The organism is Halorubrum tibetense (assembly GCF_055396225.1).
In genome coordinates this window covers 2,941,651-2,955,314 of the sequence record NZ_AP043742.1, presented here as the reverse complement: position 1 = coordinate 2,955,314, position 13,664 = coordinate 2,941,651, and the positions used below count along the sequence as shown (strand labels likewise).

Annotated in this window: 11 protein-coding genes; 7 read left to right on the top strand and 4 right to left on the bottom strand. The window is 66.5% G+C overall.

The window, feature by feature from the left end:
* Window positions 1-15: 15 nt before the first annotated feature.
* Window positions 16-1,941, bottom strand: a complete 1,926-nt coding sequence (locus tag ACZ5TV_RS14590; RefSeq protein WP_379780969.1) for an aldehyde ferredoxin oxidoreductase family protein — start codon at window positions 1,939-1,941, stop codon at window positions 16-18.
* A 291-nt stretch (window positions 1,942-2,232) separates the two neighbouring features.
* Here ACZ5TV_RS14590 and ACZ5TV_RS14585 point away from each other — a divergent pair, with 291 nt between their 5' ends.
* From ACZ5TV_RS14585 to ACZ5TV_RS14570, 4 genes are all read left to right on the top strand, one after another.
* On the top strand, window positions 2,233-2,685 hold the full coding sequence (locus tag ACZ5TV_RS14585) for a VanZ family protein (protein WP_379780971.1): 453 nt from the start codon (window positions 2,233-2,235) through the stop codon (window positions 2,683-2,685).
* Window positions 2,686-2,722: 37 nt separating this feature from the next.
* Window positions 2,723-3,817 (top strand): archaeosine biosynthesis radical SAM protein RaSEA, encoded by a 1,095-nt coding sequence (locus tag ACZ5TV_RS14580; protein WP_379780973.1) that lies wholly within the window; start codon window positions 2,723-2,725, stop codon window positions 3,815-3,817.
* Between the two features lie 20 nt (window positions 3,818-3,837).
* Window positions 3,838-4,605 (top strand): helix-turn-helix domain-containing protein, encoded by a 768-nt coding sequence (locus tag ACZ5TV_RS14575; protein ID WP_464383943.1) that lies wholly within the window; start codon window positions 3,838-3,840, stop codon window positions 4,603-4,605.
* A gap of 79 nt (window positions 4,606-4,684) precedes the next feature.
* Complete coding sequence (locus tag ACZ5TV_RS14570; protein WP_379778556.1) at window positions 4,685-7,141, top strand: heavy metal translocating P-type ATPase; 2,457 nt, start codon at window positions 4,685-4,687, stop codon at window positions 7,139-7,141.
* Here ACZ5TV_RS14570 and ACZ5TV_RS14565 read toward each other — a convergent pair.
* Complete coding sequence (locus ACZ5TV_RS14565) at window positions 7,131-8,534, bottom strand: metallophosphoesterase (RefSeq protein WP_379778554.1); 1,404 nt, start codon at window positions 8,532-8,534, stop codon at window positions 7,131-7,133. The genes ACZ5TV_RS14570 and ACZ5TV_RS14565 overlap by 11 nt on opposite strands.
* A gap of 237 nt (window positions 8,535-8,771) precedes the next feature.
* Between ACZ5TV_RS14565 and ACZ5TV_RS14560 the strand changes: the two genes are divergently transcribed.
* The 3 genes from ACZ5TV_RS14560 to ACZ5TV_RS14550 all read left to right on the top strand — a co-directional run bounded on the left by ACZ5TV_RS14560 (window position 8,772) and on the right by ACZ5TV_RS14550 (window position 11,876).
* Window positions 8,772-9,128: a DUF2209 family protein gene (locus tag ACZ5TV_RS14560; RefSeq protein WP_379778559.1), complete on the top strand. Its 357-nt coding sequence runs from the start codon at window positions 8,772-8,774 to the stop codon at window positions 9,126-9,128.
* Window positions 9,129-9,196: 68 nt separating this feature from the next.
* Window positions 9,197-10,537 carry a GTPase HflX gene (hflX, locus tag ACZ5TV_RS14555; RefSeq protein WP_379778558.1) on the top strand — a complete coding sequence of 447 codons (1,341 nt, stop codon included), beginning with the start codon at window positions 9,197-9,199 and terminating at the stop codon, window positions 10,535-10,537.
* Between the two features lie 151 nt (window positions 10,538-10,688).
* The gene (locus tag ACZ5TV_RS14550; RefSeq protein WP_379778552.1) at window positions 10,689-11,876 is read left to right on the top strand and encodes a CobW family GTP-binding protein; all 1,188 of its coding nucleotides are present in this window, start codon (window positions 10,689-10,691) and stop codon (window positions 11,874-11,876) included.
* A gap of 283 nt (window positions 11,877-12,159) precedes the next feature.
* Here ACZ5TV_RS14550 and ACZ5TV_RS14545 read toward each other — a convergent pair whose 3' ends face one another.
* Window positions 12,160-12,312: a hypothetical protein gene (locus ACZ5TV_RS14545; RefSeq protein ID WP_379778550.1), complete on the bottom strand. Its 153-nt coding sequence runs from the start codon at window positions 12,310-12,312 to the stop codon at window positions 12,160-12,162.
* A 138-nt stretch (window positions 12,313-12,450) separates the two neighbouring features.
* Entirely contained in the window at window positions 12,451-13,620 is a 1,170-nt protein-coding gene (locus ACZ5TV_RS14540; protein WP_379778548.1) for a glutathione-independent formaldehyde dehydrogenase, read from the bottom strand.
* Window positions 13,621-13,664 lie beyond the last annotated feature (44 nt).

Sequence of the window (13,664 nt, the reverse complement as noted above, 5' to 3'; positions counted from 1 at the left end):
CGGACCGGAAGGAGTTTAGTCGTCGGCGGGCGCGGCGGAGTCGCCGGCGGAGACGCCGGTTCCGGGGCCGATGTCGATCCCGAGTTCGTCGAGCTTTTCGTCGGGGACGACGCCGTCGATCCACTCGCGGTGCGTGTAGTACTCGTCTTTCATCAGGTCGAGCTCGGCGAGCTCGCCCTCGCTCGCACCCTGTCCGGGGATCGCGTCGGGGTGTCCCTCGACGAACCGTCCGGGGAGCGTGTCGTCCTCGCCGTCGAAGCCGGCGAGGTTGTTGTAGTAGCGTTCGAGGTTGTAGATCCGCTCGCCGATCTCGAACAGCTCGTCCTCCGTGACGTCGCGGCCGGTCATCCCGTTGTACTGGAGCACGTACTCCTCGATCCCCTCCGCGAACGCGTTGAACTTGCAGATGTCGAACGAGTCGGAGATCGCGTGGAGGTCCTGGAACGTGGCGGTGAGCTCGCCTTTCCCCTCCCACTCGTAGGGGTCGACCTTCTCGGGGATCCCGAGGATCTCGGCCGCGGGCGTGTACCCGCGGAGGTGACACGCGCCGCGGTTCGAGGTGGCGAACGCGATCGCCATCCCCTTCATACAGCGCGGGTCGTACGCCGCGATGCTCTGGCCCTTGACGGAGAGCTTGTTGTCGTGGGCGTCCTTCCGCTCACCGATCCGGTCGGGTCCTTCAGCGAGGAGGTCGCCGAGCTCGGTCGACCGGTTCCCGATCTCGTCGATGAGGTCGATCATCCGCTCGGAGTCGCCCCAGTCGATCCCGACGTCGAGTTTCCCCTGTTCCGTCATCTCCATCGCCATCGCCATCGTGTTGCCGACCTCGATGGTGTCGACGCCGACGTCGTTACACCGCTGGAGCATCAGGGCGATCTCGTCGCGGTCGGAGTGCCCGGAGTTCGGGCCGAGCGCCCACGCGGACTCGTACTCGTATGATTCCGTGCGGACGTTCATCTCCTCGCCCTTGTGATGCATCTGTACCTCGACTTCCTTCTTGCAGGCGACCGGACAGGAGTGACACGTCGGTTCATCGACGAGGATGTTCTCGCGGACGTTTTCGCCGGAGACCCGCTCGGCGTCGATGTCGATCCCTTCGCCGTCGTTGTACGCCTCCGTGGAGGTGAACTTCGCGTTCTTCGTCGGCAGTCCGTCCATCTCCTCGGTCGCGTTCATCAGGACGTTGGTACCGTACATCGACAGCCCACCCTCGTTGGGCGCGGTGACGTCAGATTCGCGAATGACCTCCATCGCCTGCTGGTACCCCTTCTGGAACGTCTCGGGGTCGGCGGGTTTCGGCATCCGGGTGCCGCTTTTCACGACGACCGCTTTCACGTTCTTCGAGCCCATCACCGCACCGGTGCCCCCGCGGCCCGAGGCGCGGTCGTCCTCGTTCATCACGCAGGCGTAGCGGACACCGTTCTCCCCGCCCTGTCCGATCGCCATCACGGAGACGTTCTTGCCGACGGAGCCGTCGACCTCCTCACCGAGCGTCTCGATCGTGTCGTGGACGCCCATCCCCCATACGTGGGAGGCATCGCGTACCTCGATGTCTCCGTCCTCAACGAACAGGTACACCGGGTCCTCGCTCTCGCCGTCGAGCAGGATCCCGTCGAGGCCGGCCCACTTGAGCCGCGCTCCGGACCAGCCGCCGTGGTGTGAGTCGGTGACCGTCCCCGTCAGCGGGGACTTCGTCACCAGTGCGATCCGGCCGCTCATCACGGTCTGCGTCCCCGTGAGCGGGCCGGTCATGAACGCCAGCCGGTTCTCCGGTCCCATCGGGTCCACGTCCGGTCCTTTCTCGAAGACGTACTTCACGCCCAGCCCGCGCGCGCCGATGTACTTCTCAGCGTCCTCTTGGTCGATCCCGTGATAATTGACCTCGCTCGCGTCGAGGTCGACCTGTGCGACTCGGTCCCTGTAGCCACCCATTTCAGTCATGTAATGCTCGTTCGTTATAGACGGACCACAGCGTGTTAGGTCTTCACGTGTATCCGAAGCTTTTTCCAGTTACGTCCCGATCGACGTGATCGGTTGGGATATATAAATACGGAGACTGGTTCTCGGACCGAAACCGTTCACGGTCCGGCGGTTTCGTCGTCGATACCGGCGGTTCAGCCCCGTGCGTGTTGTCGAGTGGTTTCGTTCGTCGATCAGGGACACGGGAGCAACGGGTGCCCGATCGAACGCTCGTCCACGAACCCTATCCGGCTCGGTCGCGAACGGTCGGGAGTGACCGATCGATCGCCGTCATCTACGGGACGGATCGACCGGCTCGAAGCGTGGCGGCCAGCCGTCGCGTTCGCCACCGTCGTGTTCGTCTCCTCGGTCGTTCCCATTCCCGGATCGGGTGGTGCCTCCTCGGCGAACGGTGGGTTCGTCCCGTTCGAACCACTCGGTCCGATCGGGCTCACCGACCCGTTCCACCTCGTGGGCTATGCCGTCCTCGCCGCGCTCGTCACGCGAGCGACCGGCCGGACGGTCCGGGGACTCGTCGTCGCCGTCGCCGTCGCGACCGTGTTCGGGCTCGGGATCGAAGTCGTCCAAGCGGCGATCCCGTGGCGCGGGTTCGCGTGGCGGGACGTCTTCATAAATGCCGTCGGGGCGACCGCCGGGGGAGCCACCGTCCGGGCGATGGGCTTTGCGTTTCGGGACACGGGCGGCGACGGGTCGGATCCCCGATGACGACACGGCTTTACGCGTCCGGGCGCTCTCCCCGACAATGAGCCAACCGAGCCCCGAGGCGTACGAGCAGGGGCGCGGCATGGACGCGCACAACGCCGTCATGCGCGACATCCGCGCCGAGCGCTCGGAGACGTACGACCCGACGGAGCCGACCCGCGTCTGGATCGACGAGGACAACACCCCGGACGGAGTGGTGAACTCGCTCACGATCATTCTGAACACCGGTGGCTGCCGGTGGGCCCGCGCGGGCGGCTGTACCATGTGCGGCTACGTCGCCGAGTCGGTCGAGGGGGGAAGCGTCGCCCACGCCGACCTCATGACCCAAATCGACGCCTGTCTCGACCACGAACGGGAGAACGCCGACGAGCCGGCCGAGCTGATCAAGATCTACACCTCCGGCTCCTTTCTCGATGAGCGCGAAGTGCCCGCGGAGACCCGTCGCGCCATCGCCGAGACGTTCGCGGACCGCGACCGGATCGTCGTCGAGTCGCTTCCCGACTTCGTGAGCCGTGAGAAGATCGCCGACTTCGCGACACACGGGATTGCGACCGACGTGGCGGTCGGCCTGGAAACCGCGACCGACCGGGTGCGCCACGACTGCGTGAACAAGTACTTCGACTTCGCCGACTTCGAGGACGCCTGCGCGGAGGCGGCCGCGGCGGACGGCGAGTTCGACGCCGACGTGGGGATCAAAGCGTACCTCCTGTTGAAACCGCCGTTCCTCGCCGAGCCCGAGGCCGCCGCCGACATGATCGACTCGATCCGACGGTGTGCCGACGTCGACGGCTGTCACACCGTCTCGATGAACCCGACGAACGTCCAGCGCTACACGATGGTCGACGAGCTGTTCTTCGAGGGCGGCTACCGGCCGCCTTGGCTCTGGACGGTCGCACACGTCCTCGAAGCGACCGCCGACGTCGACGCCATCGTCGTCTCTGACCCGGTCGGACACGGCTCCGATCGCGGCGCGCACAACTGCGGCGAGTGTGACGACCGCGTCCAGACGGCGATCAAGGACTTCGATCTCAGACAGGACCCGAGCGTCTTCGAGCAGGTCTCCTGTGAGTGCGAGGCGACGTGGGAGCTCGTGATGGCCGAGGAGACGAGCTACAACATGCCGCTCGCGCGGTGAGCAGTGGAGGGGGAGTCACCGTGCGCGAACTCGTCTTCTCGCTGACGTACGAACCGGAGTCGAACGCGGTCGCCGACGTGCTTTCGGCCGACCCGGACGCACGAGTACGGTCGTTGTCGCTACACGCCACCCGGGAGAGCCTCTGGCGCGTCGACCACGCGACGGGGACGCCGGGGACGCTCGACGCGCTCGAGGACGCGTTCCTGACGGCCGATTACTACGCGGACTGTCTCGCCGACGAGCCGTGCGGCGCGACCCAGACGACGCGGGTGCTCGAACACACGGACGATACCCTCGTCTGTTACTCATACTGGGAGCGCACGCCGACCTGCACCTCCGTGCCGCACCTCGCGTTCGACCACCTCGGCGAGGGCCTCCTTTTCGAGACCGATCACCGGAGGCGCGAGTACCGCTGGCGCATGATCCACGCCGGAACCGACGGGAGCGACGTCCGCGGCTTCCTCGACGCGGTCGAGAGCGCCGTCGGCGACGCCGCCCGGATGGATATCCGACGGATCAGCGAAGCCGGGTCGTCGAGGGAGGATGCAGGAGCGGCGAGCGACGAACTCGATTCGGGACTTCCGTCCGAGCAGGCGGCCGCGTTGCGGGCGGCGGTCGAACACGGCTACTACGAGACGCCGCGCGCGGTCGACGCCGCCGAGCTGGCCGACCGCCTCGACGTCCCCCGGTCCACGCTCACGTACCGGCTCCGGCGCGCTGAGGCGGCCCTCGCCGAGCGACACGTCGAGCGCCGGTCACTCCTCGACGGGTCGTTCTCGAACCCGTGAACGGGATTGGGTATATCCACCCATACAGTTGGCATATTCCAATAAAGACGTAACCGGGTCGGGGCCGTAGTTCCCGGCAATGAGCGATCCGACGGGCGAACCGGGTGACGAGACGGCTACGCTCGCCGTAACCGTCCCCGAGATGGACTGTCCCTCCTGTGCCGCGAAAGTCGGCAAGGGACTTGACCGCCTCGACGGCGTCCTCGACGCCGACCTCCGGCCGACGAGCGGTATCGCGCGGATCACGTACGATCCCGATCGGGTCGGGAAGTCTGACCTGATCGCGGCGGTCGAGGGCACCGGATACGCCGTCGCGGATCGGTCGGATCGGACGAGTGAGTCGGCCGAAACGGGTGAGTCGGTCGGGACGGGTGAGTCGGCCGGGACGGATGAGTCGGCCGGGACGGATGAATCGGACACCTCTGGGAACGTGGCGGCTGGAAGCGAGCGGCCCGCCGTCGCCGAGCCCGCCGACGTCTGGCGGAGCGATCGCGCCGTCCGAACGTGGATCGGCGCGGCGTTCCTAGCCGTCGGACTCCTCCTCGAGTTCGTCCTCACCGGACTGAACTACGCGCTCGTGACGGTCGCCGGCTTTGGTGTTTCCGTCGCCGGCGGTGCGTTCCTCGTCGCGACCGTGACGAGCGGGATCCCCGTCGTCCGGAGCGGCTACTACTCCGCGCGCAACCGGAGTCTGGACATCGATCTCCTGATGGGGACGGCCATCGTCGCCGCGACGGCCATCGGACTGTTTATCGAGGCGGCGACCCTCGCCGTCCTGTTCAGCATCGCCGAGCTGCTCGAACGGTATGCGATGGACCGAACGCGCGACTCCCTCCGCGAGCTGTTGGAGCTCGCCCCGGAGGAAGCGACGGTGATCCGCGACGGCGGGGAGGTCACGGTGCCGATCGACGAGGTGAGTGTCGGCGAGCGCGTCGCCGTCCGACCGGGCGAGAAGCTCCCCGTCGACGGCGTGGTTCGGGAGGGTGCCTCGGCGGTCGATCAGTCGCCGATCACGGGCGAAAGTGTCCCCGTCGACAAGGCCGTCCGGGACGAGGTGTATGCGGGCACGTTCAACGAGACGGGGTATCTCGAAATCGAGGCGACGAGTGCGGCCGCGGAGTCGACGCTCTCGCGGATCATCGACCTCGTGCGCGAGGCAGGGGCGAAGTCGACCGACAAGGAGCAGTTCGTCGACCGGTTCGCCGGCTACTACACGCCCGTCGTCGTCGTCCTCGCGGTCGCGACCGCGTTCCTCCCGCCGCTTCTCGTCGACGGAACCGCGACACTCACGCTTGCGGGTGTCGAACACACGTTCGTCGGGGACCGGCTGACGTGGTTTGTTCGCGGGTTGACGCTGCTCGTTATCGCGTGTCCCTGCGCGTTCGTCATCTCCACGCCGGTCAGCGTCGCCTCCGGCGTCACTGCCGCTGCCCGCAACGGAGTCCTGATCAAAGGTGGCAACCACCTCGAAGCGATGGGCGACGTTGACGCGGTCGCGTTCGACAAGACCGGGACGCTCACCACTGGCGACCTGACGGTGACCGACGTCGTCCCGGCCGACGACGCGAGCGAGGCCGACGTGCTTCGCTATGCAGGGGCGCTCGAACGTCGAAGCGAACACCCGATAGCCGAGGCGATCCTCGCGCGGGTCGAGTCCGGCGATACCGAGGTCCCCGAAACGATCGGCTTCGAGAGCCTCACCGGAAAGGGTGTGACGGGTCGTGTCGACGGGGAGACGTACTACGCAGGCAATCCCGGCCTGTTCGGAGAGCTCGGCTTCGACTTCGACGTGCCCGATATCGACGGACACGGTACGTCCGAACGCACCGATGGCGGGGCCGTCGAACTCAACGGGCCGAACGCCGGACCGGACGCCGAATTCGGCCCGGAGACGATCGAGTCGCTCCAGCGCACGGGCAAGACCGTCGTGCTCGTCGGGACCGAGGACCGACTCGTCGGCGCGATCGCGATCGCCGACGCGGTCCGGCCGGAGGCGAAGCGTGCGATCGCGAACCTCCGCCGACTCGGAGTGTCGTCGATCGTGATGCTCACCGGGGACAACGAGGGGACCGCTCGCGCGGTCGCCGACGAGCTGGCGATCGACGAGTACCACGCCGAGCTGCTGCCCGGGGACAAGGTCGCCGCCGTCGAGGAACTGGAGGCGACCCACGGCTCGGTCGCGATGGTCGGCGACGGGATCAACGACGCGCCCGCGATGGCGAGTGCGACCGTCGCCGTCGCGATGGGCGCGGCCGGGACCGACACCGCGATCGAGACCGCCGACATCGCGTTGATGGGCGACGAGATCGAGAAGCTGCCGTATCTCTACGCGCTCTCGAACGAGGCGAACGACGTGATCCGGCAGAACGTCTGGAGCAGTCTCGGTGTGAAAGCGCTGCTCGCCGTCGGCGTCCCGTTCGGGTACGTGAGCGTCGCGGTTGCCGTCATCGTCGGCGATATGGGGATGAGCCTCGGCGTGACCGGGAACGCGATGCGGCTCTCACGGATGGAACCGGAGCGATACCTCACCGACTGAGGGAACGGTCAGGGTCCGGTTCGACGACATCGTCGGCGGGTGCCGCGTCGTCCGCAGCTGTCGCATCGTCCAGTGGATCCGCGTTGTCGCTGGCGTCCGAGTCCCCGATGACCGTCCGATCCGGGATATCGAGGTCGGGTTCGCGACCGACGGTGAACACCCGCTCAGTCAGCGTCAGCTCCTCCTCGGCCGGGCTCGGCTTCCCGATCGTCCGGTACTCGACCGCAACCCCGTCGGGCTCGTCAGCGATCCGGACGGTGCCGAGCTGGTAGGTGGGGTAAAACACCGGCGGTAACACGCCGATGATCCCGTCGCGACGGTGGAGGCGCTTGAGCCACGTCCCGGTGTTGACGAGGACGCCACCGTCGAGCTCCCGGACGGTCGGGCGGTGCGTGTGGCCGTAACAGAAGACGGCCACGTCGGGGTCCGCCTCGAACGTCTCCCGCGCGGCCGACTCGTACGGTCCCTCGGCGTCGACGGTCAGCGACGTCTCGAACACGCCGAACCGATCGATCGTGCGCCGCAGGTCCCGCCGGATGAAGTACAACGGAACCGCGACGAGCACCAATAGCGTGGTGACGACGACGTTGATCGCGAGCAGGAACCAGACCGCAGTCCCCGCGGTGCCGAACTGTCCGAGGAACGAAGTCGTGCGGTCGACGGGCATCGACCAGATCCCGGCGATGTCGAGCGCCGCGAGGACTGCGACCACGACGCTGACGTTGAACAACAACAGGAACGGGACTAGGGCGTATCGCAGAACCGGGTTCATCTCGCGGTAGAAGTATTTCGAGAAGAGCCATATCGGCATCCGCTCCGTCGGCGTCACCGCCTGTACGTCCTTTAGCCAGTTGTACCGGCCGCGATCGGAGAGCCGGCCCGCGCGGCTCGTGACGAGCGTGTTGTAGTAGTAGCCGAGCGGGGTCGCGTGCTCGTTCCCCCAGTCCTCGATCCGGTTGTTCGGGTCCCGCTGGTGGCCGTGTTCGAAGTGGACGACCCGATCGCCGACCCGTCGCCGCATCGACTCGTCTTGAACCAGGTCGACGTTGTACTCGGCGAACCGGTCGACGTACTCGTCGTAGGCGGCGAGCTCGTGGTCGTGATTCCCCGGGAGCAGCGTGATCGCGACGTTTTGGCCGGTCCGCCGCAGCTGCTCGAACAGCTCCGGATACGACGACTCCAGCTCGTCGAACTTCTCCATCCCCTCGACGGTGGTGAACTCCCAGAGACCGAACGCGTCACCGTTTATGACCAGTTCGGCGTTCTCCTCCGTGTCGGCGAGGCGTTCGAGGAACCCCAGCAGTTCGTCGAGGAACTCCACCTCCTCCAGTTGTTCGTCGCCGCCGATGTGGAGGTCGCTGATGACGTAGTACACGTCGGCGTCGTCTTCCATCGGTCCGTAGGTACCGTCGAGACGAGTTTAAAACCCCGCCTTCGACGATACTTCTCGACGAGTGGCCGGCTTCCAGGCGTTCCGCGAGCGATCTTCGGAACTCACGACATCGGGCCCGAACCTCGTAGGGACGCCCGCCGACAGCCCGGACGATTAAAAGCGATGGGACACGTATCAGTAGCATGGTTCGACATCGATTACGGGAGGTGGAGGATCCCCACCCCTGAGGTCGTCGGCGTGGATATCAGCGGCCGCCACGAGGAGGACGGCGAGTACCTGATGGTTGCGGCCGCGGTCCACGCGACGGTCGACTCGACTCGCATCCGCTCCGTGGAGGGGATCGGGTTCGCCAGCGTTCGCGAGGGGCCGGCGTTGGAGGCGACCGTCGCCCTCACCGCCGAGGCGGTCGGGAACCTCCCGGAGCCACCCGGTGGGCCGATCGTCGCCGAGGGCGGCGAGTTCTACGAGGAGCCCGCCGAGGTCGTCGGACTGAGCTTCCAGCCGGAGTTTAAATACGTCGAGAGCGTAGCCGAACGCGAAACAGTGCAGGCCGCACACCACGCCGCGTACGCCGCCCGGGAGCTGCTGTTATGACCGGCGGCGACCACGCGATCGACGAGACGAGCGACCCGTCAGACGGTGGGCGATCTCGCGACGGGGCCATGTCCGACCGAGAGGGGGGAGCGCCAGACCGCGACCCCGACGGCCGCCGTGCGGTGGTCGCGAAACGCGTCGACAGCGGTGAGGCTGACCTGAGTGAAATAACGCAGCTCGCGCGCGCCGCGGGCTACGAGGTCGTCGGCGAGCTCGCCCAGACCCGAACGGAGGACGCCGCGTTCATGTTCGGCGAGGGGAAAGTCGCGGAGCTGCGGGACCTGGTCCGCCGGACCGACGCGTCCGCCGTGATCGTCGACAACGACGTCGGCCCGTACCAGACGTTCAACATCGGCGGGGAGCTCCCCGAAGGCGTCGAAGTGATCGATCGATTCACGCTCATCCTCGAGATATTCGGCCAGCGCGCGAACACGCGGAAGGCACAGCTCCAGGTCGAGCTCGCGGAGCTGCGCTACGAGCTCCCCCGAGCCGAGGCGAAGGCGAGCCTCGCGAAGCGCGACGAGCGCCCCGGGTTCATGGGACTCGGCGAGTACGACGAGAGCGTCGAGCGCGACATCAAACGGCAGATATCCGAGATCCAGGAGGAGCTCGAGTCGATCGCCGAGAAGGAGCAGGCGCGCCGCGAGCAGCGGCGGGACTCCGGGTTCGATCTCGTCGCGCTCGCAGGATACACGAACGCGGGCAAGTCGACACTGATGCGCCAGCTGGCCGCCGAGCTCGACGTCGACGAGAACGCGAACCGACACCCCGACCTCGACCCGACAGCCGAGTCGCAGGACATGCTGTTCACGACGCTCGGCACGACCACCCGGCGGGCCGAGATGGAGAAACGCGACGTGCTGCTCACGGACACGGTCGGGTTCATCGCCGACCTCCCACACTGGCTCGTCGAGTCGTTCGAGTCGACGCTCGACTCCGTGTACCGGGCGGACCTCGTCCTCCTCGTCGTCGACGCGAGCGAACCCGTTCCGGAGATGCGCGAGAAACTCGTCACGAGCCACGATACGCTGTACGAGCGCAACGAAGCCCCCATCGTCACCGTGTTCAACAAGATCGACCGACTCGCACCGGGCGAGCTGGCCGACAAGCGGGCCGCGCTTTCCGGGCTCGCACCGGACCCAGTCGCCGTCTCCGCACGGACCGGCGCGGGTGTCGCCGAGCTGCGAGACCGCGTGGAATCGGAGCTTCCCGACTGGGAGCGCGAGCGACTGGTGGTTCCGGTCTCCGACGACGCGATGAGCCTCGTCTCGTGGATCCACGACCACGCCTATGTGGACGAGGAGACGTACGCCGACGACCACGTCACGGTCGCGTTCGAGGCCAAGCCGTCGATCGTCGCCCGCGCCCGGTCGAAGGCGGCGGAGCTGGTACCGGCCGGATCGACGTAGTGGGATCGGCCGCCCCGTCCACGGAAGTGGGTCGGCGATATCGAACCGGTGAACTCCCACAGGGACGCTGCGGGATCGACCCCACGAGGATCCGTGCTCAGATCTCACCCGATCGATCGTTTGATTTGTCCCCTATGTAACTACGTCACGTATGACACACGACGATCGGATACCCGTCACCGTTCTGAGTGGCTACCTCGGCGCCGGTAAGACGACGCTCGTGAACCACTTGCTCGCGAACCCGGGCGACCGGCGGATCGCGGTGATCCTCAACGACATGGGCGAGGTGAACGTCGACGCCGAGCTCGTCGCCCGCGAGAACGAGGCGGAGGGAGTCGTCGACCTTTCGAACGGCTGTATCTGCTGTCGGTTACAGGACGACCTGCTCACGGAAGCGACACGCCTCGCCGACTCCCGTGAGTTCGACTATCTGCTCGTGGAATCGTCGGGCATCTCCGAGCCGGTTCCGGTCGCCCGCGCGTTCCTAGAGGGAACTGAGGAGACGGAGGCCGACCCGACCGAGCGATTCCGCCTCGACACGATGGTGACCGTGCTCGACACGTATGGGTTCTGGAAGGAGTTCGATGCGGGCGAGGACCTTCCGGGAGGCGCGAACGTCGAGTCCGGTTCCGACCGCCCCCTTGCCGACGTGCTCGTCGAGGGTATCGAGTTCTGTGACGTGTTGTTGTTGAACAAGACCGATATGGTACCCGACGACGTGCTCGGTCGGATCGAGTCCGTTGCGGAGCGGCTCGGGCCGCGTGCGAAACGGATCCGAACGACCTACTCGGAGGTCGACCCCGACGAGGTGCTCGGGACGGGTCGGTTCGACTTCGACGCGGCGAAACGCTCGGCGGGCTGGAAGCGCGCGATAGCCGAGAGCGAGGGGACAGGGTCCAGGGACGCCGAGGACGAGGCGGCTCACGAGCACGGCGCGGGCCACGACCACGGCGACCATGAGGGTCACGACCACGACCACGCCGAAGGTGCGGCCGCCGCCCACGGCGTCGACTCGTTCGTGTATCGGTCCGACCGACCGTTCGATCCGGGCCCGTTCGTCGACTGGGTCGACGACTGGGACGGAGCCGTGATCCGCGCGAAAGGAGTCGCGTACGTCGTCGGCGCCGACGACGTGATCGGGCTCAGCCAGGCCGGACCCTCCGTACAGGCAGGACCGATCGGCGAGTGGGGGCCCGACGACACTCGCCGAACGCGGCTCGTGTTCATCGGTCAAGAGATGAACGAGCCGCGACTGCGTGAGGAGCTCGACGACCTCACGGTCGACGACGGCGGAACCATCGAGGACGATCGAACCGCCGCCGACGTGTTTCCGGTATAACTGGCATCGGTGAGTCACCGGACGCTCCAGAGCGACCCGGACCGGCCGGCGGGTCGGGTGTCCACGCCTCTCAGCTGCGTGAGCCCGCGTTCACGATCTGTTCCTGTCGGAACGCGTTGGTCCGGAACCGACGAGCCGCACGGTACGCCCGTTTGTGTCGTGACGCCCGCCCACGTCGTCGGCTCCAGGGAGCTCACGGGATCGTCTCCGGCAGGGGTTGGGCGTATCTGTGGACTTCTTATATACCATCAGCGTGCAACCGACCGCCGAGCGACTCGCCGTTTCAGATCCCGAGCTCCGCCTGGAGGTCGTCCCAGTCCTCGTGGAACCCGTGGGTCGACTCCGACTCCGTCGCGAACGCCGACTGGTACGTCTCGTCGTACTGCAGCAGCTCGCCCCAGCCGTCGTGAAACGCCCAGTTACAGTACTGGCACATAGTCGGTCGAACGCACCGATTAGTTATAAGGGTTGGCGGCCGGTTCCGGCGGTATCACGGGTGCTCGCGGTCGCTCGGCGGGAGTGTGGCATCAAGAGAACGTCGGAACGTGGGGCGTGGTCCCTGTGTGTCCCGTGACTACGGCTCGAGTAGGACTTTCGTGACCCCTTCCTCGCGGGCGTCGAACGCCTCGTACATCTCGGGCGCTTCCTCGAGGCTCACGCGGTGGGAGACGACCCAGCTGGGATCGGCACGCCCCTCGATGATCATGTCGCGCAGGTACCGGTTGTACGCTTTCACGTTACACTGGCCGGTCCCACATTTCAGGCCTTTCTCGAAGAACTTCCCGAAGTCGATGCCGAGACGACCCTGTGCCGCCATGTCGTCGGGCGCACCGGGGTCTTCGGGGACGTACAGACCGGGGACGCCGAGCTGTCCCGTCGGCCGGACGACGCGGATGAGGTTGTTGAGCACGACCGCCGGGTTCTCCTTGGCGGGGTCGTACGCGTAGTCCTCGGTGTTCTCGTCGACGTCGTCAGGGTCGGTCGCCTGATATCCGACGGCGTCGACGCCCTTGTCGACCATCCCGCCGTGTTCCTCGATGATCTGGTCTACCGGGTCGCCCTCGGAGAAGTCGATGGCGTGAGCGTCACAGTGCTCCTCGGCAAGCTCGAGTCGGCTCGGAACCTGGTCGACGACGTAGATCTCCGCCGCACCCTTGATCTTCGCGCTGTAGGCGGCCATCAGCCCCACCGGGCCTGCGCCGAAGACGGCGACCGACTCCCCCGGCTGGAGGTCCGCCAGCTCGGTGCCGTGCCAGCCCGTCGGGAAGATGTCCGCGAGCAGCGAGAACGCGTCCTCGTGTTCGCGGCCCTCCGGCAGTTTCAGGGCGTTGTGGTCCGCGTACGGGACGCGGAGTTTCTCGGCCTGTCCGCCGGGATACGGGCCCATGGCGACGTAGCCGTACGCCCCGCCGGCGAAGCCAGGGTTGACGTTGGTACAGAAGCCGGTGAACCCTTCCTCACAGTTCTGACAGAATCCACAGGAGACGTTGAACGGCATGACGACGCGGTCTCCTTCTTCCAAAGTGGATACCGCCTCTCCGACCTCGCTGACGATTCCCATGTTCTCGTGGCCGAAGACGATCCCCTCCTCGGCCGCGGTTCGTCCCTCGTACATGTGGAGGTCCGACCCACAGATACAGGAGGTCGTGATGTCCACGACCACGTCGTTCGGGTGCTGGATCTCCGGTTCTTCCACGTCCTCGACAGCGACCTCGTACGGTCCCTGATACACAACTGCTCTCATAGATGATCCGAGTTACCAATGTACATCATCTAGTGTAAATCTAT

What these genes read in the sequence shown, in the direction of transcription:
- ACZ5TV_RS14590 (WP_379780969.1), bottom strand. Translation starts at nt 1,941, where the DNA reads ATGACTGAAATGGGTGGCTACAGGGACCGAGTCGCACAGGTCGACCTC.
- ACZ5TV_RS14580 (WP_379780973.1), top strand. Translation starts at nt 2,723, where the DNA reads ATGAGCCAACCGAGCCCCGAGGCGTACGAGCAGGGGCGCGGCATGGAC.
- ACZ5TV_RS14570 (WP_379778556.1), top strand. Translation starts at nt 4,685, where the DNA reads ATGAGCGATCCGACGGGCGAACCGGGTGACGAGACGGCTACGCTCGCC.
- ACZ5TV_RS14565 (WP_379778554.1), bottom strand. Translation starts at nt 8,534, where the DNA reads ATGGAAGACGACGCCGACGTGTACTACGTCATCAGCGACCTCCACATC.
- hflX (WP_379778558.1), top strand. Translation starts at nt 9,197, where the DNA reads ATGTCCGACCGAGAGGGGGGAGCGCCAGACCGCGACCCCGACGGCCGC.
- ACZ5TV_RS14550 (WP_379778552.1), top strand. Translation starts at nt 10,689, where the DNA reads ATGACACACGACGATCGGATACCCGTCACCGTTCTGAGTGGCTACCTC.
- ACZ5TV_RS14545 (WP_379778550.1), bottom strand. Translation starts at nt 12,312, where the DNA reads ATGTGCCAGTACTGTAACTGGGCGTTTCACGACGGCTGGGGCGAGCTG.
- ACZ5TV_RS14540 (WP_379778548.1), bottom strand. Translation starts at nt 13,620, where the DNA reads ATGAGAGCAGTTGTGTATCAGGGACCGTACGAGGTCGCTGTCGAGGAC.